At 44.0% G+C, this 26,256-nt stretch carries 23 protein-coding genes and 4 pseudogenes; 8 read left to right on the top strand and 19 right to left on the bottom strand.

Features of this window, described 5'->3' with window-relative positions; all coding sequences use genetic code 11:
* Positions 1 to 236 (top strand): annotated as a pseudogene (locus QUB13_RS24655) (hypothetical protein); the annotation flags it as partial.
* A 159-nt stretch (positions 237 to 395) separates the two neighbouring features.
* On the opposite strand, the gene QUB13_RS24660 reads toward QUB13_RS24655, so the two are convergent.
* The gene (locus QUB13_RS24660; protein WP_333386107.1) at positions 396 to 809 is read right to left on the bottom strand and encodes a hypothetical protein; all 414 of its coding nucleotides are present in this window, start codon (positions 807 to 809) and stop codon (positions 396 to 398) included.
* A 446-nt stretch (positions 810 to 1,255) separates the two neighbouring features.
* Between QUB13_RS24660 and QUB13_RS24665 the strand changes: the two genes are divergently transcribed.
* From QUB13_RS24665 to tnpB, 3 genes are all read left to right on the top strand, one after another.
* On the top strand, positions 1,256 to 2,206 hold the full coding sequence (locus tag QUB13_RS24665; protein ID WP_333386110.1) for an MBL fold metallo-hydrolase: 951 nt from the start codon (positions 1,256 to 1,258) through the stop codon (positions 2,204 to 2,206).
* Between the two features lie 379 nt (positions 2,207 to 2,585).
* The gene (locus QUB13_RS24670; protein WP_333386112.1) at positions 2,586 to 5,450 is read left to right on the top strand and encodes a DEAD/DEAH box helicase; all 2,865 of its coding nucleotides are present in this window, start codon (positions 2,586 to 2,588) and stop codon (positions 5,448 to 5,450) included.
* A 147-nt stretch (positions 5,451 to 5,597) separates the two neighbouring features.
* Positions 5,598 to 6,791 (top strand): IS200/IS605 family element RNA-guided endonuclease TnpB, encoded by a 1,194-nt coding sequence (gene tnpB, locus QUB13_RS24675; protein WP_333386115.1) that lies wholly within the window; start codon positions 5,598 to 5,600, stop codon positions 6,789 to 6,791.
* Here the strand turns inward: tnpB and QUB13_RS24680 are convergent.
* The 7 genes and pseudogenes from QUB13_RS24680 to QUB13_RS24710 form a co-directional block, all read right to left on the bottom strand.
* Positions 6,765 to 7,187 carry an HNH endonuclease gene (locus QUB13_RS24680; RefSeq protein ID WP_333386118.1) on the bottom strand — a complete coding sequence of 141 codons (423 nt, stop codon included), beginning with the start codon at positions 7,185 to 7,187 and terminating at the stop codon, positions 6,765 to 6,767. The genes tnpB and QUB13_RS24680 overlap by 27 nt on opposite strands.
* A 71-nt stretch (positions 7,188 to 7,258) precedes the next feature.
* Positions 7,259 to 7,459 (bottom strand): hypothetical protein, encoded by a 201-nt coding sequence (locus QUB13_RS24685; RefSeq protein WP_333386120.1) that lies wholly within the window; start codon positions 7,457 to 7,459, stop codon positions 7,259 to 7,261.
* 157 nt (positions 7,460 to 7,616) lie between these two features.
* A complete protein-coding gene (locus tag QUB13_RS24690) occupies positions 7,617 to 8,927 on the bottom strand; it encodes an IS4 family transposase (protein WP_333386207.1) in 1,311 nt (436 codons plus the stop codon).
* 179 nt (positions 8,928 to 9,106) lie between these two features.
* Positions 9,107 to 9,391: a hypothetical protein gene (locus tag QUB13_RS24695; protein ID WP_333386210.1), complete on the bottom strand. Its 285-nt coding sequence runs from the start codon at positions 9,389 to 9,391 to the stop codon at positions 9,107 to 9,109.
* Positions 9,303 to 10,145, bottom strand: coding sequence for an RRXRR domain-containing protein (locus QUB13_RS24700; protein WP_333386123.1), 843 nt, complete (start codon positions 10,143 to 10,145; stop codon positions 9,303 to 9,305). Before QUB13_RS24700 ends, QUB13_RS24695 begins: the two co-directional genes overlap by 89 nt.
* A gap of 55 nt (positions 10,146 to 10,200) precedes the next feature.
* Positions 10,201 to 10,839, bottom strand: a pseudogene (locus QUB13_RS24705) (transposase); the annotation flags it as partial.
* 34 nt (positions 10,840 to 10,873) lie between these two features.
* Complete coding sequence (locus QUB13_RS24710; protein ID WP_442922202.1) at positions 10,874 to 11,677, bottom strand: IS1634 family transposase; 804 nt, start codon at positions 11,675 to 11,677, stop codon at positions 10,874 to 10,876.
* 62 nt (positions 11,678 to 11,739) lie between these two features.
* Here QUB13_RS24710 and QUB13_RS24715 point away from each other — a divergent pair, with 62 nt between their 5' ends.
* A complete protein-coding gene (locus tag QUB13_RS24715; RefSeq protein WP_333386129.1) occupies positions 11,740 to 12,810 on the top strand; it encodes an IS630 family transposase in 1,071 nt (356 codons plus the stop codon).
* Between the two features lie 34 nt (positions 12,811 to 12,844).
* Here the strand turns inward: QUB13_RS24715 and QUB13_RS24720 are convergent, their stop codons facing one another.
* Both QUB13_RS24720 and QUB13_RS24725 read right to left on the bottom strand, forming a co-directional pair.
* Positions 12,845 to 13,774, bottom strand: a complete 930-nt coding sequence (locus QUB13_RS24720; protein ID WP_333386132.1) for an IS1634 family transposase — start codon at positions 13,772 to 13,774, stop codon at positions 12,845 to 12,847.
* 837 nt (positions 13,775 to 14,611) lie between these two features.
* Positions 14,612 to 15,232, bottom strand: a complete 621-nt coding sequence (locus QUB13_RS24725) for a flavin reductase family protein (protein ID WP_333386135.1) — start codon at positions 15,230 to 15,232, stop codon at positions 14,612 to 14,614.
* A 450-nt stretch (positions 15,233 to 15,682) separates the two neighbouring features.
* On the opposite strand from QUB13_RS24725, the pseudogene QUB13_RS24730 reads away from it, so the two are divergent.
* Positions 15,683 to 15,790, top strand: a pseudogene (locus tag QUB13_RS24730) (IS4-like element ISAva3 family transposase); the annotation flags it as partial.
* A gap of 164 nt (positions 15,791 to 15,954) precedes the next feature.
* Here QUB13_RS24730 and QUB13_RS24735 read toward each other — a convergent pair.
* Positions 15,955 to 16,122: pseudogene (locus tag QUB13_RS24735) on the bottom strand (IS1 family transposase); the annotation flags it as partial.
* Between the two features lie 738 nt (positions 16,123 to 16,860).
* Here QUB13_RS24735 and QUB13_RS24740 point away from each other — a divergent pair.
* Complete coding sequence (locus tag QUB13_RS24740; protein ID WP_333100556.1) at positions 16,861 to 17,550, top strand: cysteine hydrolase family protein; 690 nt, start codon at positions 16,861 to 16,863, stop codon at positions 17,548 to 17,550.
* Here QUB13_RS24740 and QUB13_RS24745 read toward each other — a convergent pair.
* The 7 genes from QUB13_RS24745 to QUB13_RS24775 all read right to left on the bottom strand — a co-directional run bounded on the left by QUB13_RS24745 (position 17,547) and on the right by QUB13_RS24775 (position 24,810).
* The gene (locus tag QUB13_RS24745; RefSeq protein WP_333048769.1) at positions 17,547 to 18,401 is read right to left on the bottom strand and encodes an ABC transporter permease; all 855 of its coding nucleotides are present in this window, start codon (positions 18,399 to 18,401) and stop codon (positions 17,547 to 17,549) included. The genes QUB13_RS24740 and QUB13_RS24745 overlap by 4 nt on opposite strands.
* A 304-nt stretch (positions 18,402 to 18,705) precedes the next feature.
* Positions 18,706 to 20,064, bottom strand: a complete 1,359-nt coding sequence (glnT, locus tag QUB13_RS24750) for a type III glutamate--ammonia ligase (protein ID WP_333100557.1) — start codon at positions 20,062 to 20,064, stop codon at positions 18,706 to 18,708.
* Positions 20,065 to 20,313: 249 nt separating this feature from the next.
* On the bottom strand, positions 20,314 to 21,102 hold the full coding sequence (locus QUB13_RS24755) for a creatininase family protein (protein WP_333048771.1): 789 nt from the start codon (positions 21,100 to 21,102) through the stop codon (positions 20,314 to 20,316).
* Positions 21,099 to 21,872: an MBL fold metallo-hydrolase gene (locus QUB13_RS24760; protein ID WP_333386139.1), complete on the bottom strand. Its 774-nt coding sequence runs from the start codon at positions 21,870 to 21,872 to the stop codon at positions 21,099 to 21,101. The genes QUB13_RS24755 and QUB13_RS24760 overlap by 4 nt, the downstream gene beginning before the upstream one ends.
* A gap of 2 nt (positions 21,873 to 21,874) precedes the next feature.
* Positions 21,875 to 22,885 (bottom strand): ABC transporter substrate-binding protein, encoded by a 1,011-nt coding sequence (locus QUB13_RS24765; RefSeq protein WP_333386141.1) that lies wholly within the window; start codon positions 22,883 to 22,885, stop codon positions 21,875 to 21,877.
* Between the two features lie 45 nt (positions 22,886 to 22,930).
* Positions 22,931 to 23,788, bottom strand: coding sequence for an ABC transporter ATP-binding protein (locus tag QUB13_RS24770; protein ID WP_333048774.1), 858 nt, complete (start codon positions 23,786 to 23,788; stop codon positions 22,931 to 22,933).
* Between the two features lie 710 nt (positions 23,789 to 24,498).
* Positions 24,499 to 24,810, bottom strand: a complete 312-nt coding sequence (locus QUB13_RS24775; RefSeq protein ID WP_333386143.1) for a hypothetical protein — start codon at positions 24,808 to 24,810, stop codon at positions 24,499 to 24,501.
* An 81-nt stretch (positions 24,811 to 24,891) separates the two neighbouring features.
* Between QUB13_RS24775 and QUB13_RS24780 the strand changes: the two genes are divergently transcribed.
* Positions 24,892 to 25,017 carry a hypothetical protein gene (locus tag QUB13_RS24780; RefSeq protein ID WP_333386145.1) on the top strand — a complete coding sequence of 42 codons (126 nt, stop codon included), beginning with the start codon at positions 24,892 to 24,894 and terminating at the stop codon, positions 25,015 to 25,017.
* Positions 25,018 to 25,239: 222 nt separating this feature from the next.
* Here the strand turns inward: QUB13_RS24780 and QUB13_RS24785 are convergent, their stop codons facing one another.
* Entirely contained in the window at positions 25,240 to 25,830 is a 591-nt protein-coding gene (locus tag QUB13_RS24785; protein WP_106332216.1) for a class I SAM-dependent methyltransferase, read from the bottom strand.
* Between the last annotated feature and the right edge of the window lie 426 nt (positions 25,831 to 26,256).

Below are 26,256 nucleotides of genomic sequence, written 5' to 3' on the forward strand. Positions count from 1 at the left end.
TAGCTGCTAGAACAATCGTGCAGCGACGAAATATTAGTTATGCAACCCAAACTTGTGAAGGAACTAAGGCGATGGATGTTTTCATGTCTCTGGTGGCGACTACCCGCAAATTAGGAATTAGCTTTTTTGAATATATGCACGACCGTATTTCTTACCTGGGAAATATTCCATCTCTAGGGACGATTATTCGTCAACAATCTTCGGTTTATTCTCTGGGTGTGTCCTGGTCTGATTGAAGAAATTCAAAAAAATATAAAGGCTCTGAATTATTGGCCCTTAATTCCTGTAGTAAGTGTCGTATAAACCCACGGTTAATTGTGACTTTAGTGGCTAAAAAAGACTATGACATTCTTGATTTTATGATTAATAATATGTCATATTCTACCATGCTGTGCCTAGATTGTGAACCTTCTTTTTTTGCTGTTACCCCGATTTATTGAGCGGATACCTGTAAATGTCACAAGTGCCATTCCACCTTTACGGTATCCCGGCAATTTAGGGCGTTGCGTAACCGTCCCATTTTTGATTCCTCTGAGTAAGCCCATAAAAGACTTAAAAGATTCTGCTACCCCTGTCAGAATTTGCTGAGCTGTATCTGAATAAAACGCTTGGTAGTGCAAGTTTTTATCTTCGGTTCCCAAGACTTTATGTAGTTTGGCGCGATTCGGAATTTTGCCAGTCTTAAAGTATATCTGGCGAGAATAATAGATACCGCAATTAGTAAGCTTTGCTGACTCGGAACACAGGTATTCTAGTATCGATTGAGTATCTGAATTAGCTCGAATTAGATTTTGTTGACATCCAAACATTGCTAAATCCTCCTATTATTCATAATACAGCAAAAAGGAGGATGATTCATTAAGAAATATTTAAATTATGGATTTAGAAATGCGAAGAAAAAGCCGTCCTAGAAGGACGGGGCTTCAGACCCAATAACTTGGTGACTAATATTAGCGTGTTCCAGATATTCCTGAATATAGATAGCTTATGGGTAACTGTCAAGGATTATAGAAAGAATTTTAGGTACAGCAGCAGTAAACAAATTTATAACCCTACCTCACATCGTTCCACAGCAAAGTCTCGCAGCAAGTGACCTCTACATTGATATTGTAGTGATATTGCCGGAGAGTACGCAATATTGGGGTTCTGAAAATTATTGGATTATTATTTTTAAATTTCTGATACGGTAGGGTGAGGCTTTACAAACTAAGCTTATATTGAATCAATTTTCAATTACCACTGGGATATCTCGAATATGTTTTTTAGACTTGCCATAGCTGCTCTCACCGCAATATTGATTATTGCGACCTCAATTATGTCTCCGGGAATTACTTCGGAGAAAACGGTGAAACCTAAAGTGCCGGGTGTCTATCAATTCGAGTTAGGCGATTTCAGAATTACCGCCCTCAGCGACGGCACAGTGCCACTGGATTTGCATTCTGTCCTGACCAATACGAACCCGGTAGAAATAGATCGCCTCCTGGATCGCAGCTTCCTTACAAACCCCGTTGAAACTTCGATCAATGTATTTCTCATCGACACTGGAGACAAGCAGGTGTTGGTAGACACTGGTTCAGGGGAATTGTTTGGGGACCGGGGCGGCAAGCTACCGATGTCGTTGCAGGCAGCAGGCTATAGGGCCGACGATATCGATATCGTTCTCCTTACTCACATCCATTCGGATCACAGCGGTGGTTTGGTTGTAGGCGGTCAACTCATGTTTCCTGCAGCTACGGTCTATGTCGGCAAACCCGATATTGATTTTTGGCTTAATCCTGCTAATGCAAAGCGTTCGCCAAACTATCAAAGATATATCAACGAAGCAGTTAAGACAGTCAAACCCTATATCGATGTGGATAAGCTGAAGCCGTTTTCCGGCGAGACGGTAATTTTACCCGGGATTACTGCCCGCCCCACACCAGGACATACGCCCGGGCACAGTTTCTACCTGGTGGAAAGCAAAGGCGAGAGTATCGAGTTTTGGGGCGATATTTTGCACGTCGCCTCGGTTCAATTTCCGAAGCCCAAAATCACGATCGAGTTTGATGTCGATTCTAATGCCGCAGCAGCGCAACGGGCGAAACAATTTGCCGAGGCAGAAACATCCCGCCGTCTCGTAGCACCCGCCCATGTGTCTTTTCCAGGAGTCGGTCATATTCGTGCGGAAAATCAGGGCTATGCCTGGGTTCCTGTGGACTATCGCTAGCGTGAATAATGAGCTTTTGTTGCAAAAAGAATAAGACATTGAAGCGTCCAGATATTCCGCTATTTATCATTTAACGTTTACCCTCCCTGAGAGAGCTCATCAAGCGTGCAAAAAATCTGTTGAACGCGCTCGATTATTTGATGCCACCGCCCCGGTTTGATGCGAGGTGCTCGGTTGAGGGCCTCGTCAAATCGTTCTTCTAAGTTTTCTAGCGACTGTGCGACACACAAAATAAAAACTTTGAATGTCGCCGATTAGTTGCCTCTCCGTTTTTGCTGCTAAAAAATTCAGCACATCGTGAGTAGTCGTGCGTATGCTTCCGGCTACTTGGGCGATCGAGATTCGATAATATGAAGCAATTGGTGTTATCCCCAAAACAATGACAAACCCCGAGCCCACTGACTATGCTGCTCTTATCCGCGCTGTGACTCCCAACAGCGAACGAAAGCATCCTGAGTGGTTAGACCCCGGACAGCAGCTCTGTTCTCCCAAGTACGGACAAGGCGAGGTTCTGTCTTGGATGGGTAACACACTGATAGTGAAGTTTCCCGGATACTCGGTTCCCGTTCTATACAAAGATTGGCAGCAAGCTCTTGAAAGGAGTGAAATCGCCCCTGGGGAGGCATCTAAAACACCTGAATCCTCATCCGAATCTGAAGAAAACGGTGCAGGTGAAATACAGTCTGCTAGCTTTTCTCAGGTAAGTGCAGCAGAAATTGCCGCTATTCCTCAACCCAAATTTAGGGCGATCGCGCTTGAGTTAGCTTCAAATCTTAGCGCTGTTCGCATTACTCCTCCTGCATCTGGCTCGTTGGATGCCATTCCCAAAGACTTACCCTCCCCTTTACAAAATGCTCTTCGGGGATTGGGAATTAAGGAACTGTATTCGCATCAAATTGAAGCCTTAGATTGCTTGCGGAAGGGCTGCGATTTGAGTATTGTGACTCCCACAGCATCGGGAAAAAGCCTGTGCTACAACCTCCCAATTCTAGAAGATTGTTTGAATCGCCCTCAAACTTCCGCGCTCTATATCTTTCCGCTGAAAGCTCTAGCTTTCGATCAGTTTCGCAAACTGCAACGTATTGTCGAAACATTTCCTCCAACGCAGCCTGTAAAAGTGGGGCAAATGACTGGCGATACTCCCTACACCGAACGTTTGGGACTCTTCGTGCCTCATCTCCCCAATATTTTAGCGGTCAGTCCCGATTTGCTGCATCATCAATTATCAAAGATTCCGCGCTCACAATGGGAACCCTGGCGACAATTTCTGCGACGGTTGCGGTGGGTAGTGATTGATGAAAGCCATTCCTATACAGGCGCGTTTGGGGCTCATTTTGCTAACCTAATGCGCCGTTTGCGTAGGGCGGTTGATAGCGTGGGAGGCAACAGCAGCAAACTCCAATTTATTTGTTCTTCCGCTACTATTGGCAACCCCCGAGACATGGCAATGAGATTTAGCGGCAGAACGTCTCAACCCGATCGCCTGCATTTAATTGAAGGCAGCGGGGCGGGTACTGCTGGAAAAACTGTTCTGTGTTTGGCTCCCAGTGACACACCAAATTCCGATGCTTGTAAGATTGTGTTATCTTGGCTGCAACAAGACTTAAGCGGCATTGTTTTTTGCAATAGTAGAGGAGCGGTTAAAAAACTTGTAGATTTAATTCAAAAAGAAAGTACGCGACACGGAAATAGTTATTTAGCGCAAAAAGTGACTGCTTTCTACGGCTCTTTAAAAAGCGACCGCCGCCGAGACATTATCAACCAACTGCAACGGGGGAAACTTAAAGTAATTATTTCCACATCAGCACTAGAAGCGGGTTTGGATTTACCAGAATTAGATTGCTGTTTGGTGAAGGGATATCCCGGTTCTATTATGTCCTTTCGCCAACGCCTGGGACGTGCTGGTAGAATCAGTCCGGGATTGGTAATTTTCTTGCCAGTTGCCCAAAATCCCCTAGACTCCTATTACGGTAAGAATCCTGACAAATTGCTATTAGGAGAAGTAGAAAGCGCCGCATTCAATCCCAATTATCCCACCATTGTGAGCAAACACCTGGAATGTTGCTGCGTCGAAAGCGGTTTGCCTGCTGTTGAGGTAGAAAGTCGATTTGAGGCTGTGGGAGGTGCCGTTGCTGAGGAACTGCTGGATCAAGACAGACTCTCTCTCTCTCGCAATGGTACGCTCCTTCGAGGGCGAGGAGAACCTCATCTAAAAGTCAATATTAGAGGCAACGCTATAGATGCTATTGAATTAATTGACGAGAATACGGGAGAATCCTTTGAGGAAATGCCGCGCGACATTGCCTATCGAGAAGTCTTTCCCGGTGCAATTTACACGGCTTTTGACGAAAGCAACCGTTTAGTTACTTATCGGTGTCAGAGTCTAGATACCGAGCAGAACAAAGCAATACTCCAGCCCTTTGAAGAAGACCCCAGCTTGTTTACTGAACCTGATTTAGGTTTGCAAATCGAACTTTTAGAAAACCTAGAAGAGCCCCGTATTATCGATACCAGCTTATCCGAAGGAAGGTTGAGGTTAACTTTGGGATGGGGCGAGATTAAATCGCAAGTAACAGGCTACAAGCTTTGTAAAAGAGAATACCGACACACTTGCACCAACGTCCAATGCCGCTGTCACCAACAGCCCCTTGAAGGTAAAATATGTACGTCTTGCGGTCGGACTTTGAAATCGATCGAAATAAATAAACTTATAAAATTAGTCTCATTCAATCCGCCCTATCAAATACAATATGAAGCTCCTGTCGTTAAAGTCGAAGTAAATCCGCCTCTGATTGCAGCAATTACAGGTGAAGTTAACCGCCACAAAGCTAGTGCAAGAACCCAATATGGAGATGATATTCCTCAAGAGTTGGAAGGTTTGTTTTGGGGTGGCAATGCAGTTGCAGTTGCTCTGCACAGTATGGCTCATCAAATTCAACTAGCTGTTCCCCTAGTCGTGCTTTCCTCTACTCACGATGTGAACTGTACGGTAAAACAAGATGATTCGGGTATCGTCGCCTATTTTTTTGATACCACAGATGGAGGAAATGGAGCATCGGAAGAAATTGGGAAGCACCTACCGCTATTTGCTGCTAAAGCAATGTCTCTAGCCTTAAATTGCGAGTGTTCTGACGGGTGCCCTAAATGCTTGATTCAGATTGGCTGTCCCCAACAAAACCAGGGACTGCACAAGAAAGTCGGTCTGTTTCTGCTTGAAGCAATAGCTACAAATTCTTCAATTTAACTAATGCGAACGGGAAGTCCCGCGCTCTATCCGTTTACAAGGATGAGCGACGGGGTGAAAGCGCAGCCCGAAACAAATTAAGCGACAGCGAATCAATATGGTATTCCTGTATGCTATAATCTTATCAGTATTCAATAGTCTTGATAAATGTATAAGGCATACAAATACAGAATCTATCCCACAAGTGAGCAGGAAATCTTGCTTGCCAAGTCGTTTGGCTGTGCGAGATGGTTTTGGAACTACGCCTTAAACCTATGTCAAGAAACCTATAAGAATACTGGCAAGGGATTATCGAGAGGATATATACAAGGTTTGCTTCCTGCACTCAAGAAAGAGTATGAATGGTTAAAAGACCCGTATTCTCAATGTTTGCAAGTAGTAGCTCTAAATTTATCCACTGCCTATAAGAACTTCTTTGACAAAAGGGCGAGGCTGCCACGATTCAAGTCAAAGCACAGCAGGCAATCAATTGGCTATCCTCAAAACGTCAAGTTTGATGGCGACTATATCAATTTACCTAAGATTGGATTAGTACATTGTCGGCTTCACCGAAGCTTTGAGGGTGATATCAAAACTGTCACTGTGTCTCGAAATCCTGATGGAAAATATTTTGTTTCCGTTCGAGTTGACGATTGCAAAGCTAATCCTAAGTCAGTAGCAGTAAACAAAGCTGTTGGCATTGATGTTGGGCTGAGCCACTTTGCTATTACCAGTGATGGCTCAAAATTTGACAATCCTCGCTATTTTGTGAAGCGTCAGCGCAATCTAAAAAGGAAACAGCACAAGCTATCTCGTAAAAAGAAAGGCAGTCAAAATCGTAAAAAAGCCAGATTGGCAGTGGCGAAAGTTCACTCCAAAACTGCTAGGTGTCGTGAAGATTTCCTACACAAGCTATCCCGCAAGATAGTAAACGAAAACCAAGTTATTGCCGTAGAAAATCTCAACATCAAGGGTATGGTCAAGAATCATAATCTAGCTAAAGCAATTAGCGATGTTGGTTGGGGTATGTTCTGCACCATGCTCAAATATAAGGCTGAAAACGAAGGGAAAACTTATATCGAGATCGATCGGTTTTTCCCTAGCTCGAAGACCTGCCATGTCTGCCTAAATCAAGTTGAGCATCTCACTCTTGATGTTAGGGCATGGACTTGTAAGCATTGTGGTACTCATCATGACCGTGATGTAAATGCGGCGATCAACATCAGAAATGAAGCCTTGCGGATTCTGGCGTTAGGAACTAGCGCTTTTGCCTGTGGAGGGGATGTAAGTCGAAGAGGCAAAACTTCGGTTTTGTTGGACGCTATCCCCAATGAATCAGGAAGCCAGCGCTGTACCGCCTAAACGGTCAGCGTCTGGTAGTTCACCAGCCGATAAATTGTCCGGTGCCAATTCCTCAGAAAAATTCATGATATCCCAATCAATGTCATCATCAGGGAACAAGGATAACTGCCCCGGCGATACGTTGGACTGACCGCGATTGTGATAGGACAAATGGCAGGCGGTGCAGAGGGCTATTAAGTTTTCCGGGCGGTTGTCCTCTGGTATCCGGTTGCGATGGTGCACCGCCAAAGTTAAAGCACACCGTTCAGATTTGGTTAAGCCGCTTTGTTTACCGGGTCGGATTTTACCGGGTCGGAGGCATTGTTGATTGCACTTTGCACAACGCCAGCCCGCGTTTTCTTTCACCGAGAGCGCAATCTGTTGCCAATTGTCGGGATACCTCTTTGGTTTAGGCATAGCGGTAAAAGCTCATCTTTTTAAAATAGGGCGATCGCTTTGTTATCGAAGTGAAAGTAAATTCTAAGTTGTCAGCAGTCAATGTCAACTTCAATGCTGTCTTGATTCTCCCACAGGAATTCTGCCAATAAGCGAAAATCTTCAACGGTGGGTTCATACTCGCAAGCTACGAACCATGCTTCGGTCAAAGCAGCCCATTGTTCGGGAGTCTCAGGTTTTTGGCGCACCAGAGTGAGGAAATTGGTTTTGATGCGGGCTTTTGCTGGCTCCATCCCCGACCTCACCAGTTGCAGCTCGAATGGGGGATGGCTGCTGTTGGCAAGGATGTCGGCGTTCGGTGTCCAGCAAATTGATTTGTTCGAGCGGTGAGTCAGTCATCAGAAAAATGGGTAGAAACCCCGTCCTTCTAGGCTGCTGTGTACACACAAGTCAGGGTTGAGCTAGCAGCCATCCCCAAAAGATGGACTCAAATTTCCTCAAACCCTGGACCAGAGTGGCGATTCCGGGGGGGCGCTGGGATTGATAGCCAGACCATCCACCCAATCTAGCAATCAGCCAAGTTGCCCAGGGTAAGGAGCGTTTAGGGTGAGGGTTTTGCAACTTTTTAGTCCTGCCTTCTAGCTTTGGCTCTAATTGCTCCAGGAATGATTGCTGCTCTTTGGTGAATGCCAGGGTTGCTTCGAGGTCTGGTTTGTCCCGGCCTTCCACCAATTGAAGCGTCTTCAGCGCCACCCCTAGCCCTAAAATCGTCAAGCGTTGAATGGCCTCTATCGATTCTAGTTGGGTGGATTCAATATCTAAACCATCGCGTTTGAGCGTGGCAAATAGTTGTTCAATCCACCAACGCCAGCGGTACCACAGGACGACTTGTAAAGCTTGTTCAACAGATTCGACTGGATGGGTCGTCAGCAATCGCCAGAGAATCGGTTTTTGGCCTGTGGGCGGACTCACTTCTCTGGCTTCAACGGCCCACAGTCCAACATGGTCTGGATAGTCCTCTGCACTCAGGTTATCCGGTCTTTGAATTTTAACTGATGCACAACGAACGGCTAGCCACGCACTGCGGGCTGTACGGTTGAGTCTTGCGTCCGCCAGAACTTCTACAGAATAGGTTCCCTGAACGCTTTGCTGACCCAAAAAAGCATACAAAGAATCAGATTCGTGATGCAATCGACGATCTTGACGAACCCTGACCAACAGATGGTTATAGCCATCGGGAATTCTAGCCCAAGCTTCATAGATATCGCTTTCACGGTCTCCAATATGCGTCACCAACTTAGCACCACCGCCTTGGAGACACCGCCCAGAGCTCTGGGCAGAGTCAATCCATTTAAAAGACTCCTTGTCTTCAATGGGTAATTTCTGATAGTTTCGTTTTTTTTTTGTCTTATGGCCAGCTTCCCGAGTCCAGAGTTGAACGTGACTCAATCCCAGAGGAAAGCCGGACTGTGCGTCCAATATCAGGGTTGGATGAAGGAAAAAGCCCACATCTTGATTGTTCCCGACAACACCTAACGACTTAGATTTCAATCGTCCAGCATGGGCTTGCAAGTTAATCTCACTGCTGTCGTTGATGGCTAGGACATGACGGCCATTTACCTGCTGTTGGCAATGGTCTGACAGACTACGAACGAGTTCGGATATCGTCACATTCTCATTCTCTAGGAAGCGGTAATATCCCACTTGCTCAGCCCGATTACGGCTAATTCGGCGAATATTTATCGAGTGATGCTGGCTGATTGCCTCGTAAAGTGAAGCCCCCTTTTTACCAGCCGAGGGTCTCCAAAGGCGGTTTGTGGGAGGTTAGCGGCATGGATCAAAATGGGGCTATTCATATCTGATAAGGCTTTCAACGCTTTTCCTCTAGTTTAGAGCAACTTGTGTGTACACAGCAGGTCCTTCTAGGACGGCTTTACAATTTAATTTGTAATGCGCCACGAGTTGTAGGACAAAAACTTACAATCTGCGGGCGATGCGTTTTGAGTGAGACGATTGCCTGTTTTTAAATCGTGCAAGCTAATTGTTTTCCGGTACGGGTCTTTCTTTGTTGGAGATTCTTGCCAACCGCCAACGTAACAAAATCCGTATTTAGGGTGCTTGACGACTGAACCGCGCTTAAACCCCACACTCAAAGTGCCACCATAACGGGGGCGAATATGACCTGTGGAATGCTGCAAGCGATGGAGTTGTCTGCGATGAAACAAAGCGAGGGATTACTTCTATTAGCTTGGTATTGTCGGGTTGAGTATGCCCGCCCACGTACCAATTAGCCAATACCCAAGAATCAACGCAGTGAGCCTCAAACTTGTTTGATAGCTTCTGTTTTGATTTTTTAAGTCCAAGTTCTTGATCGCCCGTGTTGTAAGTATCATTGCCAGATTTAATCTCAAGATGGGCAATCTTTCTAAGCTCAGAGTAAAACCAGTGCTTGCCAACCTCTAAAGGACTAAACGATACGTTCCACTTACGTCCGTTTTTCCACGTTCGCGCTTTGATGTCCTCCACAACAAATGTTGATATCGGAAACATCAACGTTAGCCAGTTAACTATCCTTAACTTCCACTGCCATCTCGCCTTAGTAGATGGAGGGAGCAGATTTTTGTTAACCAACCTGTTAGCTCGGTTTTGACGGCACGGTGTGTTCCGAAACCGCCGAGCACGTCGCATATTTCGCCTTACTTCAACATGGTCTTTTACCCAATCAATTGCATGGGTCTGGATGTTTAAGTAGGTATGCGATTTGGATTTAATGGTAAATCCTTCGCGTTTGCTACCTGGATCGATGCCAACCGCGATGGGTTGATAGTTGTGGCTTGAAGGTTCTATATTCAATCGAACACAAAATACCCCCTTTTTCCAGAATGGTGTTGCCTTACCTGACTTAATCCAGCGCTTAGCGCGGCTTGAGGTAGTCGGCATTAACGGTCTATTTTCACTGTTTACAACGGGTACAAACATTTACGGTAAGTCCTATCTCTAGGTATATAGGGTTTGCTGAATAATCGATCGCAAACTAAGAACAGGAGCTCACGATATCTGAAAGCCCAGTTAAATATAATTTTTTCTGTATCAATCCCATCAAATTATAATTGTAGATTATCTTCCACCCAAAAACAGGTGTTCTGTTTCCAAATAGACAGAAAAACACACAAAAAACCCGGCGCCACCAGGTAGCAAGATTCATTACCAAAAAAGTGATAGCAATAGCTGTCTGTGAAGTATTATCAAGTTTTGCCATGATGCGATCGAGACTAAATCTGCGTTTGCCTTGCCCAAACTTTCCCTCAATTGCATTTCTAATCCTCTCATCTTCTTTCGCTTGCTTCTTTTTTGCTTTACTCACATTTGCTCTTGGTCTTCCTAGGGGCGGTCCACTGATTCTAATTCCTTTTTCTTTGCACCATGCTCGGTTTTCTCTTGTACGATAAATCCGATCTGCATGAACTGACTCTGGATAATATCCTGTGAACCTATGATATGCTTCTACTTGGGCTTTCAAGTCCCGTGATTCGTTAAAGTTATCCCAGCTCATCCGGTCTAAAAATACATATCCTTCAAAACAACTGGCTGATAGCTTGGCTCCAAACTCTACGCTTTAAGATGCTTTTCCTCTGACTATGGGACGAATATGGGGTTGACTTAAACTTACTACTGTGGGTTCGCTGAATTCAAGTCACATCAAAGATTTATGGCTTATGTAGACAGAGATGTAGCTGATAAAGACACTCTGGCATTTTCATTAGTCGCAGAATCTCTCGCTGGAGCTCGTTAAGCGGTGTAATGAAGAAAGAAGAATTGGGCAAAAAATAAAGAGTGAGGTGGCAAAAAGCGTGGAGTAGTTGCTCGGTAGAGGGACGAGCAGTCGCTCTCTTAGGATTACCATTGTAAAGACCAGCCAAAGACTGTTGATTGGTTTGAAGTGCCTGTCGAACCACAAACTCAATTAGGGTAAATACCCTCAATGCGATAGTCAACAGAAACATCAAGCCGGTAATCCGGTCTTGATTTTGGAAATAGATGGGTAGCGCAGGCAAATGACCACGTTTAACACGATGAAAACTGCGTTCCAAAAGCCATTCATCCCGATAGTAAATAACAGCTTGCGGAAGGGTGAGTCGTTCCGTGGAGGCATTGGTGACATACAATCTCCATCCCGCCAATTTTAACGCCTGTTCAATCGCCGTAGATTGTGGCTGAATGTGAAGTTGGATCTCAAGCCGAGTTATCTGCTGTGTTGGTGATTTGGCAGTGGGTCTTCCCCGTCCGATATAGCGAGTTTCCGTGATGGTTTCAGTCGCGGTCGTGACCACAAACAATTCTTTGACGCGGCAACGTTTGAGAATTGTCTCTACCTTCACCGAGAGTTGTTCGAGGTCATCGCCTGGTTTCGCAGCTAGTTTATTGAGGGAAGCAGTAGCTTGATCGATGCGCTGTTGTAAACCAATTATTGTCGCTCGTGCGAAGTCATCAGAGTAGACAACTATAGCAATCCTAAATCATTATCAAGACTATGATACAATTATATGCAATACTTGATTGTGACCATAAAAAAATGAATAACTTACAACTGCAACAAAAAGAGAGGGAAAAAGAAATAGCTTCTTTAGACTCTTTCATTAAAAGCGATATCGATGCCAGAGAACTAAAACGAGCAATAGCTGTAAGGATGGCACTTTCAGGTAATATCTACCATGAAATCAGCAAAATTTTAGGTGTAAGTGAATTTTTTATTGGTTATTGGAAAAAACAATTTGAAACCAAAGGCATTGCCGGAATCAAACTAGGACATAAAGGGTCAAAAGGGTATTTAACAGCTATACAAAATACTGAAGTAATCGAGTGGTTAAAGAATAAAGAATATTGGAATTTAGATGAGCTGGTTACTTATTTAGTTCAAGAATTTGGTGTGATGTATAAATCAAAACAGAGTTACTATGAACTTTTCGACCGGGCGAAAATTAGTTGGAAAAAAACTCAAAAAACCAATCCTAAATTTGATAAAGAACTGGTAAAAAAAAAGACGGAAGAAATTAACAATATTTTATTTAAAAACAAGGCTGGTATAGAAGCTGGGGAAATAATAGTATTGTTTTTAGATGAATGTCATCTACTTCATGGTGATCTAACTGGTTATGTTTGGGGTCAATCCAAAATCAGAATTGAAGTCCCAATTACCCATGAAAAAGATAGACAAACTTATTTTGGTGCACTCAATTATCACAGCAAAGAATTCCATATTCAGAGCCATCCATCTGGTGATGGAAAATCAACAGTTAAATTCATAAAATACTTACAAAATAAATATAAAAATCGAAAGATTATCTTGATTTGGGATGGAGCTAGTTATCATAAATATGGAGAATTTAGAGACTTTTTATTAGAACTAAATGGTGACAAAGAACCTGATAATTGGTCAATTACTTGTATTTTATTTGCTCCCAATGCTCCCCAACAGAATCCCGTTGAAGATATTTGGTTACAAGCTAAAAACTTTTTAAGAAAGTATTGGTATTTATGTAGGTCTTTTAAGATTGTCAAATTTTTGTTTGACTTTTTTACTAACGAACATAAATTTGATTTCCCCAAAATACGTCAATATACTTACACACAGAAAATAATTTAGGATTGCTCTAGATATAGAAAATCATTTAGGATTGCTATAGATATCGCTCATTCCAGCGTACCCATTTGCCAGTGCCTGGATTTAACCAAAATTTACCCAACTCTACGTCAAATCCTTTTCCGACAGCAGGCTCAATCATATCCTGTCGTGGTAATCGAATCTCTACCGAGTCAGCAGGTGGAGCGAGCACCCATTGTTTGAGTAACTCTGGGTGTTGTCCAGTCATTGGTAGCGGGAAACAATAAATACCGCCTTCGTTGGCTATCTGGGCACGGGTGGCGATGGCTCCTGCCTTACAATCGGCGACCAAGACAAACTGGTTGTGACCAATGACTTTTGCCATCTTCTGCCAAGTTGGATAATAAATTGGATCGTCTGCTCCATTCCCAGCTAGAGTTGCACTTACCAATGGGATTCCCGCTGGGTCAAGAGTACCTAACATTTGACGATATTGGAGTAGGTCTGGTCGTTTGTCTTTAGAATGTCCATAGCGTAGCAAACTCTCGGACTCAGATTCCTGCTGTTGGTGATTCACACTAAAACTACTCGTGTCTACTCTTGCTACTTCTGTTGGTAAGTCATAAGCTCGGATGAGATGTTGCCCAATTTTTTCTTCTATTTGAGTGCAAGCCGATGTTTGTAAACCTAACTCTTCTACTACTCTGGCTAATCGGTCATCGCTAGTATCTTTCTCCCCAATTGACCAGCCTGTAACTGCTTCTAACACTTTTATGTGTTTTTTTACCCACTCTTCTACTGCGCTCAATCGATGATCTGCTTGGGTAATTATGTATGTTAATAGCAACACACTCAATTGCCCATAGCTCATTCCTTGATGGTTTCCGTGTGGCTTTGATAGACTTTTATCGATCCATTTAGCAATCTCCATCTGCTTGAGCCACTCTACGACTATTGGAATGTCATCAATTCGTTCGGAAGTTATTTCGACCGTTTCGTTTTTCATCCCATTTCCCTCTCCAGCAACTGCTCTCTAGCCTACCTCTCTTGGGTTATACTCTTTATCCAGTTACATAATTTCCCTATCCCTTGAGGCGTAAGAGTTTAATTCTTTTTCCTCTCCTCAAATCAGCGAACCGAGAGTTATTGCATTGCTGCGCTGGTTTGAGGGATTTCTTATTAATGCGGTGGCAGAGGTCGTAGTCCGGGCAAACGCTACGGATTAGCTGAGTCGCTGAAGCTGTCGATGCGTCCGTTATGTGCTTGAACGCGCTTAGGTTAGCAGCCATCGTGACATTAACTGTAAGGCGTGCCAGCCATAAGAACCGTTAGTTCAATCAACAAAAAGGTAGAGGGAATGTTGGGATTATTTAAATATAGTAAAAACTATCAACTCACTATTTAAAGTAATGACAAATACAGCATTCGATCAAATATTCCGCGATCCCAACGGCAAAATTGTTGTGGCTCAGCCGCCAAACCTACCGCTGATTGTCACGTCGGGCAGCGAGTTTGCTTAAACTTGTTTTAACAACAGGTGAAATCAATACAGCGTTAGACTTGGTAGCATTTGGCTCCTTGTTTACTTGGGCGTGGGAGGAATTATTTCAAGGCGTGAATTATTTTCGGAGAGCGCTAGGTTTCTGCGTACTGATTGGTGCGATCGCGTTAAAAATTCTCAAGTTATACTAATAACCTTTCAAGCGCACGGTAGCGTTAGCGAAGGAATTTGGTATCATCGCCAGGGCGCAAACATTGCCGGCTGCAAGCGCAACACCAACCTGCATTTTCTTTCACGCGAGTTGGTGCGATTTAGGGCCAGTTATTGGGAAATATTTGGAAATTAGGCATCATCTTTCTGCCACTGCTCGTAGGTGATGCGTGGAAGCTCGAAGCGATCTGTTGTACGGCAATAGTAAGACGGAGAGCCAAGCCGGCCGATGGGAGCAAAACCGTTAATATGTAGGCGATCGCCAAGAAGACGGTCGTCAATATGAAACATAACCACCTGCCCAATATAAAGCGTGTAAGTTCCTAGTGGTTGTTGGCTGTGGAGAACGCATTCCAAACTTGCTTGAGCCTCAGCTATACGAGGAACCTTAACCCGCTTTGATGCCGCCGAATGTAAACCAGCAGCCGTGAGTTCGCTTTCTTCTGTTGGGAAGTTGGCAGAAGAAATATTCATGGCAGTCAACAAATCTTCTGTCACCAAATTCACCACAAACTCACTACTCAAAGTGATATTTTTCCCCGTATCTTTCATGCTGCCATCATCTTTATTGCCAATACTGATGATTAGGTATAAAGGGTCAGCACCCACTGCGTTAAAGAAGCTAAAGGGTGCGAGATTGATTACACCCTCCGTATTTTGTGAAGTTACCCAAGCAATCGGACGGGGAACGACAAGATTTGTCAATAACTTATAGTTATCTTGAGGAGTGTTGGAGTTGGGATCGACGTGCATGGTGAATATTCAGTTTTGTTCAAGTATAAAAATTATAGCTCGCCCAACGTACCAGCTAGATGCAGAGGTTCGGGAGCGTCCCTCAACATTTTCTTGGCGATCGGGTAGTGCCCTAAAGGTAAGGATGGTTGAAATTCCTTGGCAGTCTGGAGTTCATTGATTTACTACTGTGTACAAAGATCCAAGTATCTGCTTAGGACAGGGTTCAAAGTGCTGATTATTTCGTTAATGTCTTGGCTTTGTAGCTGCAAAAGCATTAAAAAAGCCTAGATACTTCAGGTCTGTAAGGTTGGCTCCAAGCTCTGAAAGCCTTACATGAAAAGAGCTATGTCCACCCTTACCTAAATAGGACTACCGGCAATTTTGTGATGCCCTCCTCGTCAAGGATATGCGGTTTGCTTATCACCTCAAAATCAGGAGAGCCTATCAAAATGTATTTATTTGATACTAATGGTAAATTCATTAACAAAAATTGTTAAAGGCATCTTGAAAAAACTGCCCAAAAAAGATTATCCTGTATTGATCACTCGTCTGTTCTTTGAGTGCTGGTTATCTTACAGCAGATTGCAGGTAAATAGAGTACAATCAAGGGACTGCATCAAAAGGGATAATGAAAGCATACTCCATCGACTTCCGAGAAAAAATAGTCAAAACGAACAAGGTAACACCTCGATCAGAAAAATAGCGTCTAGATTCGATGTGAGCAAAAGGGCGTTGCTGAATTAATGGATGAAGCGCGCGGGTACAGGAACATCACCAAACTTGAGGTAATGAATTAATAGACGAATCGAGTGACGCAGCATTTCTCTGGACTTGGAATAGCATAAAGTTTTGCGGTGTAGACGAGCTAAATAATGACGTAAGCGCGTGTTCTCTCCTTCTACTCTGAAAAATAAATTGTTAGCCAATATAATTATTATATTGGTCGAAGAACCTATGAATTTATTGGATTGTATTGTCTGATAAATTGAGCAAGTTATTGTCAGAAAAAAAGCCGGGATTCAACTTAAGATATTGTCTACTAATTTTAACAAAAAGGTAAGGATTCAGGTCATGTAAAAAACAGTAAAACCTATACGGTGTAACAATTCGATCCAATAATCATCAAATATCCATTCTTATTAAGAAACCATGAAAGCTTTGATTGTCGTACCTATTGAGAATTAAGCTGTTGATTTAGCGAAGGCTTGAATTGTAGAAGTCCTTCTGTGACTACGTTTCAGATACCTGAATCCTTACACAAAAAGTAGAAACCAAAGTTAAAAAAGTTAGACTAAAAAAGTTGGATGGCTGGGATTTTTCAAAAATACCAGTAAGATGAATCACATCTGCGGAATGTGGGTTAAAATTGATGATATTTTGAGTATAATTGCTGATTGAAAAATGTTTCCCTAGCTTAACTTGTCAGCAATAGTCCTAACCTTATACTCTGCACCAATCCAGAATAATATTTATAGAAATCAGACAGGGGAAGAGCTTCAGCCAAGTGCGTACAAATTTCCCGTTTTGGCACGGTGATGCTCTGTTGAGATGTTGAAATTACCCGTTGCACGAGTAGCAATTTTTCCAACCTAAGTCCCAATCTTTTTACCAGAACTGACAGTAAATTTAAAAATAGAGTAAAGACAATGGCTATAAGTAATCAAGAATCTTCTCACATTTTAGTTCCAACCTATAAATACCCCTTTCCGCTTGATTTAAAACGGGCTGCTTTGCTTGTAATTGATATGCAAAATGCCTTCTGTAATCTGGAGGGTTTCTGTGGCAATGAGTTGGGAGCAGATCTATCCGCTGTGCGTGTAATGATTCCTAGCCTCCAGAGGATGGTTGCTTGGGCAAGAGAACATGGGCTGCTAATTATTTATACGCGAGAAAGCCATTTACCTGATCTGTCAGATGTTACGCCCAGTAAAAAAGAACGATACATCAATGCAGGTTACCCCATCGGTAGTTTGGGTAAAATGGGACGCTTTTTAATTCAAGGTGAGCCAGGAACTCAACTGATTGAAGAATTACAACCTCTCGACACTGAATTGCAAATAGACAAACCTGCCCAATCTATATTTGTTTCCACCAATTTGGAGACTCTACTGCGGCAACACAATGTTACTCATCTCCTGTTTACAGGAGTTACCACTGAGTGCTGTGTGCTAGGCAGTTATCGCCATGCCAGCGATCTAGGTTTTTACTGCCTATTACTAGAGGATTGCTGTGCGGCATTAACACCGTGGGAACATCAGGCTGCCATTGATGTAGTGCTTGGAGAAAACGGCGCAATTGGTTGGGTTACATCTTCCGATAAATTGTTAACGCTTTAATGACGAATTTGATCTGCCCAAGGCGTGAGTTGTTGAAAACTCCACTTCAATCCGTAGTCAATCACTAATCCAATTATCCCAATTAAGGCAATGCAGAACAAAACTTTATCGGTTTGCAAAAAACGTTGAGCTTGAATAATTTTGAATCCTAAACCATTTTGGGAAGCTACCAACTCAGCAATCACTAAAAAGTTCCAGGCACCCGAAATATTGACGCGAAGGGTATCAAGAACACTGGGAAATGCGGCAGGAATAATCACTTTAAACACAACATCTCGACGAGTTGCACCAAGTGTATAAGCGACGTTAATCATCTCGTTGGGAATAAACTTGACTGCATCTGCAACCATGATGGCGTTATATAGCACAACCCCCAACATGATAATCAGGATTTTAGAGGGTTCTTCTAAACCCAACCAGATGACAATTAGAGGAACAAAGGCTGTGACTGGCATATAACGAACCGTGCCAACAATCGGCGCAAAGAGACTATCTAGACTGTAAAACGTCCCCATCGCCAGTCCTATGGGCACACCAATAATTCCTGCAACAACAAAACCTGCCAGAACACGAGTGCTACTCGCTAGGACATCTACGATTAAGTTTTCATCGGTGAACATTTTGATTCCGGCATCAATCACTGATGCTGGTGTTGGCAAGAACATGGGGGGCACGAGTTTAAGGGAACTGATCGCCATCCACAATAGCAATGGCACAATTAGAGCAAGCCCAACAAGCAGCAATGATAACCATCTGGGAAAACCCTGACGTATACTCCAGAAAACTGACGGTTTCAAGTAGCGATATTCACGGGGGGCAGGTTCAGGCGTTGTCATAGTAGATTGAGCCATTGAGAGTACCTTTACTATTATTTTTGGCAAGAAACTAGAGTCTGTCCGCACAGTTTGATTTTGTTAACACAAAGGATTTGGACAAGTATTCAGCCTTACAAAGGACTTACGCAAAATTTCGTATTTTCTTAGAGCTTTAGCCTTAGTTGTTCAAAAAAATGCAGACAACAATAGCTTGCGAAGGATTAAGCTGTTCTGCATTTAAACTGTATGTCAAGAAATAATCAAAGTCTTGTGAGATGGGCTTCGAGCAGCGTCCCGAATATGCAATTTAAATGCGCGACAGCTTAGAGCGTAGTTGCTGCTAGAAAAATTTGAGATATCGTTGAATTTCCCAGTCAGAGACATGAGTGTGATATTCCTGCCACTCCTGAGATTTAAATTGCACATAGGTTTTGTACATCAACGAACCCATTACTTTCTCGCTTAAGGGATCACGGGCAAAGGCAGTGATTGCCTCATCCAGGTTACGCGGTAGGAAGTTAATTCCCATGTCTACCAGTTGTTCTAGCGAGTAGTTGTACATATTTTCGGTATGGGGATCTCCTGGATCGAGTCCTTCTCGGATGCCTTCCAACCCTGCTGCTAGGAGCATTGCTGCACCCAGATAGGGGTTGCTAGAAATATCTGCTGCACGGCACTCTACCCGCCCCCCTGCTAAGGGAATCCGCAGCATATTGGTACGGTTGTTATTTCCGTAGCAGATATAAACAGGTGCCCAGGTAAAACCAGACATACTACCCCTGGCAATTAGGCGCTTATAACTGTTCACAGTTGGCGCAATGACAGCACAGATAGCAGGAGCATGGCGAAGGATGCCTGAAATGAACTGATAGCCTAGCTTAGAGAGTTTACATCCCCTGGTATCTTCAGACTCGTAAAATAGGTTTTCTCCTGTCCTTATGTCTGCCAGCGACATATTGTAGTGAGCACCACTGCCCGTGCGGTTGGCGAAGGGTTTGGGCATGAAGGTGGCGAAGAAGCCATGCTTACGAGCTATTTCTTTTACCATCAGCCGGAAGAAGGTGAAACGATCTGCCATCTTCAGGGCATCACAGTAGGCAAAATCCGTTTCAAATTGCCCGTTCCCATCTTCGTGGTCAAAGGAGTAGACATCCCAACCCAAGCTATTCATTGCCTCGACAATTTCCTTTACCCAGGTGTAGTTGTCGAGTAGTCCTTGCAGGTCGTAACAGGGTTTTGCCAAGGTGTCGCGATCGCTAACGGGGGTAATTCCCTCCTCCGTTTCTTTGAGAATAAAAAATTCCGTCTCAATCCCTAAATTGAAGGTAAACCCCATACTGGCAGCTTCTGCCAGAACTCGCTTAAGAATTCCACGGCTACAGGCTTCAAAAGGCTTTTTCTGCAAATATAGATCACTGGTAAACCAGGCAACCTCTGGGTTCCAGGGCAGAATTGTAACTGAATTGGGATCGGGGTGGGCAGCGACTTCTTCATCATTCACATCCTGGGGCACACCATCGAGTGCTGCTCCAGTAAATAATTCTGACCCCGCCATCATCTGCCCTAGATGAGACAGGGGAACAGATTTTGCTTTGCACATACCGTGAATATCGACAAAGCTGGCAAGGGCATACTTAACACCTTGAGACTCTAGGGATTGTTTGAGGGTTTGCAATTCAGGGGTTAGAGTTTCGGTCATTGTCTCGTTTTTATAAGTCAAATTTGGAAGTTGAGGTTAGTCTTATTAAGGAATACCTGTCTAAATGTTAGATATGGGTAAGATAAAATTAGCATAAATTACCGTTAAAATATACATTTACACGGTAGCATATCATGCTGGATGCTATAGTAGTCCTAAATCAGTCGCAAAATTGATTGAGATCAGAATCCTTGTAGTGCAAGCATCTTTCTGGCGTATGGCGCAAGCAAATCATTTAGGATTGCTATATTAGGTGTTAGGTGTTAGGTTGGGAGGCATTTCCTCCAAAGGTGTTCCCTCCACCAAGGCACGTTTTAGTTGTTCGCTGAGTTCAGCAATGCAGGTTTCTAAAATTTGCTTGCCAAAGCTGATATCCGCTTTGCTGGGAGTTCCAACCGCACCGTATACACTTTCTTTGTTGACGGTGTAGGCAAAGAAGCAACCAGCAGAACGATCCGGTTCATCCACTGCTTTATCTATCTGCACTAGATCGGGACGGAGTGACAACATGATAGAGGTTTCGGCACAATTGGCGTGGAAGTTTGCTGCATCCTGGTGGTAGAACTGATGAATGCTAGGCGCAATTTCCCAGATGGAGCGCAAGGCAATCCGCAAATCTGGGTAGGTATGTCGCACATTCTCTAAACCACAGCGCAGGGGTGCCCAGTTAGTGACGTGACCATTGAGTAACAGCAGGCGATTGAATCCAGCACTATAGACCCACTCGGCAATTTCCAGCACTAGCTGTGCTAGGGTTTCGGGACGCAGAGAAAGAGTCCCTGCCCATTTTTTGGAATGTCCCAAGGAACAGCCGTAAGGAAGGGCAGGCAGCACGGGAATTCCGGTTCTGGCAGAGACACCGTGGGCAACGGCGATCGCAGAAAAGGTATCTACGCCAACTGGTAAATGGAGTCCATGTTGTTCCGTTGCACCGACAGGCAGGATAACCATCGTCATCCCATCCTCCCGCAGCGCAGTAATTTGCTCCCAGGTCAGTTCTTCCCACAGCACGGGCTGTCCGCTCGAAGAGTTGCTCATTGTATCATTAGGGGTTCAGAAGGGCATCCCGGGTGGCGTCGTCGATCCAGGTATTCCTGCATAATTTGGTGGTAGCGCTCCTGCCCAAAGATGCGATAGTGACCGGGATAAACTGTCTCTACTGACAGTTTTTGCAGGCGTTCGTAGGTGGCAATATAGGTGGGGATGTGGCTGCAATGGAGTTCATCGAGCAACTCGCCATCATAAATCACATCGCCAGAGAATAACTCCTGTGCTCGCAAATCATATAACGCGATACAGCCCGGTGAATGTCCCGGTAAATGCAGGACTTCCAAAGCGCGATCGCCCAAATCCAGTACATCCCCTTCCTGCAAAACCTGAGTCGGTTCCGCTCCATGCAGGGTGTACTGCTCAGCCTTAAATTCTGCATGGGGCAGCCGATCAAAATGCTCATCCTGTACCCAGCCTTGTTCTGGAGTGCAGAGGGCTTCGTAGTTGTCTCCCCTTCTCAGCGCTTCTGCTTCTGCGGCATGAATGGCGCAACGCTCGAATTCATTCATCCCACCTGCATGGTCAAAGTGGATATGAGAAGCGATCGCTAGCAGTGGTTTATCGATCAGGGAAGCAATGTACTGGCGCAAGCTGGAAACACCCAAGCCAGTGTCAATTAATACATCTTGAGTCTGACCCTTAATTAACCAAAGATTAGCGCGGTTGTACCAGTAGTAATAAGGTTCTGTAATCAGATACAAATCCTCTCGGATGCGTTTGGTAGAAAACCAACTGTCACACACAGGTTTGTTAAGCATGATTACATTGACTGCACAATCGAATCGTCATAGAAAGTTTCAGCTTTCAAGGGTTGGGAAACAATTTTGAAGTCATAAGCTGCCTTTGCTGTCAGTTCCAAATTGCCAATCAAACTGTTGGGGTTATTTTTATTAAATGCCATCGACTTGTTGCCTTCTAAATCAAAGAGTTTGGCACCGAGTAGTTGCTCTTTTACTTCCTCACCCGTAATTCCCAGTTTTGACCCCGAAATCTTTAGTGCTTCTGCCTCACCAGCATTCAGCAAATCCACGGCTTTATCAACGGCTCGAAAATAAGCTTGCAGGTCTGACTTGCGCGATTGAATCAAGCGATCGTGGGCAACAACAACGTCAGCAATTAAGTTTGTGCCTTTTGTAGAGAAGATGACTTCACCTTCACCCTGCTTGGCAGCTTTGCCCAGGTAAGGCTCGTAACTTACCGCAATATCAACCTTCTTTGCAGCGAAAGCAGCGGCAGCATCAGCGGCTACTAAGTCTTTGATGGCGACATCTTTTTCGGTCAAGCCAGCTTTTTGTAAGTAGGCTTGCAGTAAAACTCTTTCATACAGAACATTTTCACGACCAACAGTTTTACCTTTGGCATCCTGCGGTGATTTAATCCCACGTCCCAAAATGCCATCTGATCCATTCGAGTAGTCAACCAAGTAAATGATCTTTATTGACGGATCTTTGGCTATCATCTGGATTGCATCTCCAGAGGTTAACCAACCTAGATCGACCTTGCCAGCCAAAAATGCGGTTATTTCTTCACTTGAACTTTGGAAAAATAGGTCTTGAACCTTTAAACCTTGTTCCTTGAAGAAATTATTACCCACGGCAACATGATGTCCAGAGAGTCCCACCCAGTTATTTGTAGCGGACACTAATGGCTGGGATTGGGGTGAATTAGTATTGGAAGAATTGGTATTGGGTTGTTGCGAACAGGCAATAGTTAGAACAAGAGAAGCGATCGCTAAACCGAACAAACGAATAAGAGAAGACAACTTCAACATTGATAAATTTATTACTCAATTTAAGGGGCTACAAATAGATGACCATTATACTGTGTGAGCAGCATCACGTAACGTATGAATAATTTGCCGTTTAATCTCCACAAACTTTGAGGAAAGCTTAATATCCAGATCTCGGTGTTCCGGCAGTGAGATCGGAATTTCTAGTTTGATCCGCCCTGGATGAGTATCCATAACGTAGACTCGTTGGGACAGATAAATGGCTTCTTCTACATCATGGGTAATCATTAACACAGTCACATGAGTTTTCTCCCACAACTCCAGTAAAAATTGCTGCATTTGTTCCTTTGTTTGGGCATCCAGTGCCCCAAATGGCTCATCCATTAGCAGTAGGGCAGGCTCATTAGCTAAGGCACGAGCTATCCCTACCCGTTGCTTCATCCCACCGGACAACTGTTTAGGATAGCTATTGGCAAATCGCCACAGCCCCACGACATCCAGAAAATAGCGGACGCGATCGCGCTGTTGGGCTTTGGGCATCTTCTGAAATTGCAAGCCAAAGGCTACATTTTGAGCAACACTCAGCCAAGGATAGAGAGTATAGCCCTGGAAAACCATGCCGCGATCAGAACCTGGTCGTCCAGTGACAAGCTTACCATCTACAAGCACCTGCCCGGAAGATGGAGGAATCAGCCCCGCAATAATATTGAGCAAGGTGGACTTGCCACAACCGGAGGAGCCTACTAAGCAGACCATTTCTCTGGGAAAAATTTGAAAGTTAACCTCTTGCAAGACAGTCAACTTCTGCTTGTCGCGCGTTGCATAGGATTTGCAGACATTCTGTACCTCCAGTTTGGCAATTGAATTGGGGATTAATTCACTAAAAGGATTCTGGTTAACAGCCTGCTCTGGTATGTTCGGAGATATTGAATGAATATTGTGCATTGGAAAAACGCGCCTAAAAGGTTAAGGTAATCGCCCTGATAAAATTTTTGGTTTGCAATCTATAAAACAAAAAAGCCTGGGAAACGTTGCAGCAATCGCTGTAGCGTCTCCCAGGCTCTTGTCCCGCCGTGTAATCCATCAAGTTTCTTAAAATATAAACTTGTGACGCATTGACATTTCTTAAACCAGAGACCAAACTTATGGTTTTGTGAGTTAGCTCCATAGAGATCTTACTACTTTTTATTTTTAAATTTTTCACATATTTTTTAAGCATATCAGCTTTATGAATTGCTTATTGTATTGAAAGTAACTAAATATAGCAATCCTAAATGATTTTCTGTAGGGACACGGCATCTTGAGTGTCCCTACAGATAGATTTTGGGGAAATCACCGCCCGTGATAATGATTTAGGGTAAGGATTCAGGTAACATAACTCCTTGCGGGGCAAAGACTTTAGATCTGTAGATTGATGCTAAATCAATGTCTATTGTCAATAAACTGGGCGAAAGTTTGATTTCTGGTCACTTATTGACAATTAACAGAGCGAGGTAAAAGCCATAATTTAACCCTGAAACCCTTGCTAGATAAGCGTTGGAGCTGTAAGTTTTTAGACCTGAATCCTTACGTAGATTTCTTTGTAAACCAAGTGAAAAGATCCTGTCATGAGGTTTGGCGCTGTAATTACAAAGTGTTCTGTATCCGCGACACAATCAGGGAATGCAATCGCCCAGAAAGTTAGCTCCCTCTGATTCTAGCAATCTCAACAACCGCCATAGCAAGTCGATCGGATCTTTCGGAATCGGACAATTAGCAGCACCGTACTCTTTCCACAGCACTTTCAATTGTTGTAATTCCTCGCCCTCTCGTTGGATTTTGAAATAGTCGTAGAGGAGAAGCCAGAGGAAGGCTTTAGTTGTGAGTAGCTGGCTGACTTGCCTTGCAAGTTCCCCCGGTGTGGGCTTGCGTGGTGTTCTTTCACCGAACCTTTTTTCGCTGTAAGTCCGCCACTGCAGTAGAGGCAAATTAGCTGAGTTTTTCCGCGCACAACCTCAACAATGCCCGTCAGTTAAATTTCTTACGCGATCGCCGGCTGCTGGTGGAATTTGCTCAGTAACAGCCGCTCAAAGTTGATGGGCGATCGCACTCGCATCAATCCACCGCTGCCTTACCTTTGTCAAGGATACCTCGCAAAAATTGGGCAAGCTCGGCAAAGTGCTTTGGGTAATTAGATTTCAAACTGCGAATCTAGCAGTCACACTTCGCTCTCCCAGCATTGGTCGTACCTGCAATTCTCGTGAAGTTCCAATTAGAATCTCCAACGAGCGAGCCTTTATTGGATTACAACCGATAGCTTATTTCGCATACATAGCGATCTAATGTTCGTGGTCAGCGGTTGCCGAGAACTTTGCATCCAACCCAAGTGGCTTCAGTCAATCCGCTGCACCAGAAAGTTATATTTCTTTTGATGCTATCGCCTGAACTACGGCACCAATGCCAGTGTGATAAATACCTTCTACTACATCACGCTCAAGCTCAATTAGATGCTTAAACTTTAAGCCAGCCAACTCAAGGCTTAAAGATTCTTTAGATTGCATCACATCTACTGAGTTTCCGCCGCCAGTACCGTACTTCAACTGAGCGGGTGTATAAGCCTCAAGCAGAAAAACACCGTTTTGCTTTAACCCTGCTTCCACTTTTTTATGAAGTTGTTTTCTGATTGAAGAGGGCAATGGACAAAATATAGATACAATTCCGTCCCATTGATTCTCGCCTAAATCATAATCTGCTAAATTAGCATGAATAAACTCAACAACCACCCCGTTATCCTCTGCCAGCTTTCTGGCCTTATTCAAACCAACTAGAGAGGCATCTACAGCGGTTACAGAGTAACCCTGTTTCGCAAGGAAAACGGCATTCCGCCCTTCTCCTTCGGCCACGCTCAGAACTTTACCTTTTGGAATACTGCTGACGTTTGCTTCCAAAAACTCGTTCGGGTTTGTGCCGTATGCGTACTCTTGGGCACTGTATCTTTCATCCCACATCTGTTTTCTCCAATTGTTGCTGTTGGCACATTTAATGCCAAAAAAATATAACTGTGTATTCAACCGCAGATATGCTGGATAATACCCTTACCTTCCAGGATTATCCATCAGATCGGTTAGATAACATCCTAGTTTTAAGGAATTAAACAGAAACGAAAGCAGGTTAAGTCCGGGTTTTTGGGTGTTATCCGTGACTTTTGCTGGATACCATCCCCTATATCGGTCTTATCCAACATTAACCTAATGTCACAATCACCGCTCTGATGCAGCTTTGCCGCTTGCTGGAGGCGGAGCCTTCGCAGAACAGGAACGAGTGCAATTGCCCGTTGCCCTAGGTTGAGTTGAGCTTGCCACGTCAAGGCTTGTGAATCAGGGTAACGTGAAACCAAACATGGCTCGATGGGGCGATCGCACCGGGGTTGAGGA

It is taken from the genome of Microcoleus sp. B4-D4 (genome assembly GCF_036705185.1).
In the GTDB taxonomy this organism is placed as follows: domain Bacteria; phylum Cyanobacteriota; class Cyanobacteriia; order Cyanobacteriales; family Microcoleaceae; genus Microcoleus.

What these genes read in the sequence shown, in the direction of transcription:
- QUB13_RS24660 (WP_333386107.1), bottom strand. Translation starts at nt 809, where the DNA reads ATGTTTGGATGTCAACAAAATCTAATTCGAGCTAATTCAGATACTCAA.
- QUB13_RS24665 (WP_333386110.1), top strand. Translation starts at nt 1,256, where the DNA reads ATGTTTTTTAGACTTGCCATAGCTGCTCTCACCGCAATATTGATTATT.
- QUB13_RS24670 (WP_333386112.1), top strand. Translation starts at nt 2,586, where the DNA reads ATGACAAACCCCGAGCCCACTGACTATGCTGCTCTTATCCGCGCTGTG.
- tnpB (WP_333386115.1), top strand. Translation starts at nt 5,598, where the DNA reads ATGTATAAGGCATACAAATACAGAATCTATCCCACAAGTGAGCAGGAA.
- QUB13_RS24680 (WP_333386118.1), bottom strand. Translation starts at nt 7,187, where the DNA reads ATGCCTAAACCAAAGAGGTATCCCGACAATTGGCAACAGATTGCGCTC.
- QUB13_RS24685 (WP_333386120.1), bottom strand. Translation starts at nt 7,459, where the DNA reads ATGGAGCCAGCAAAAGCCCGCATCAAAACCAATTTCCTCACTCTGGTG.
- QUB13_RS24700 (WP_333386123.1), bottom strand. Translation starts at nt 10,145, where the DNA reads ATGTTTGTACCCGTTGTAAACAGTGAAAATAGACCGTTAATGCCGACT.
- QUB13_RS24715 (WP_333386129.1), top strand. Translation starts at nt 11,740, where the DNA reads ATGAATAACTTACAACTGCAACAAAAAGAGAGGGAAAAAGAAATAGCT.
- QUB13_RS24720 (WP_333386132.1), bottom strand. Translation starts at nt 13,774, where the DNA reads ATGAAAAACGAAACGGTCGAAATAACTTCCGAACGAATTGATGACATT.
- QUB13_RS24725 (WP_333386135.1), bottom strand. Translation starts at nt 15,232, where the DNA reads ATGCACGTCGATCCCAACTCCAACACTCCTCAAGATAACTATAAGTTA.
- QUB13_RS24740 (WP_333100556.1), top strand. Translation starts at nt 16,861, where the DNA reads ATGGCTATAAGTAATCAAGAATCTTCTCACATTTTAGTTCCAACCTAT.
- QUB13_RS24745 (WP_333048769.1), bottom strand. Translation starts at nt 18,401, where the DNA reads ATGGCTCAATCTACTATGACAACGCCTGAACCTGCCCCCCGTGAATAT.
- glnT (WP_333100557.1), bottom strand. Translation starts at nt 20,064, where the DNA reads ATGACCGAAACTCTAACCCCTGAATTGCAAACCCTCAAACAATCCCTA.
- QUB13_RS24755 (WP_333048771.1), bottom strand. Translation starts at nt 21,102, where the DNA reads ATGAGCAACTCTTCGAGCGGACAGCCCGTGCTGTGGGAAGAACTGACC.
- QUB13_RS24760 (WP_333386139.1), bottom strand. Translation starts at nt 21,872, where the DNA reads ATGCTTAACAAACCTGTGTGTGACAGTTGGTTTTCTACCAAACGCATC.
- QUB13_RS24765 (WP_333386141.1), bottom strand. Translation starts at nt 22,885, where the DNA reads ATGTTGAAGTTGTCTTCTCTTATTCGTTTGTTCGGTTTAGCGATCGCT.
- QUB13_RS24770 (WP_333048774.1), bottom strand. Translation starts at nt 23,788, where the DNA reads ATGCACAATATTCATTCAATATCTCCGAACATACCAGAGCAGGCTGTT.
- QUB13_RS24785 (WP_106332216.1), bottom strand. Translation starts at nt 25,830, where the DNA reads ATGTGGGATGAAAGATACAGTGCCCAAGAGTACGCATACGGCACAAAC.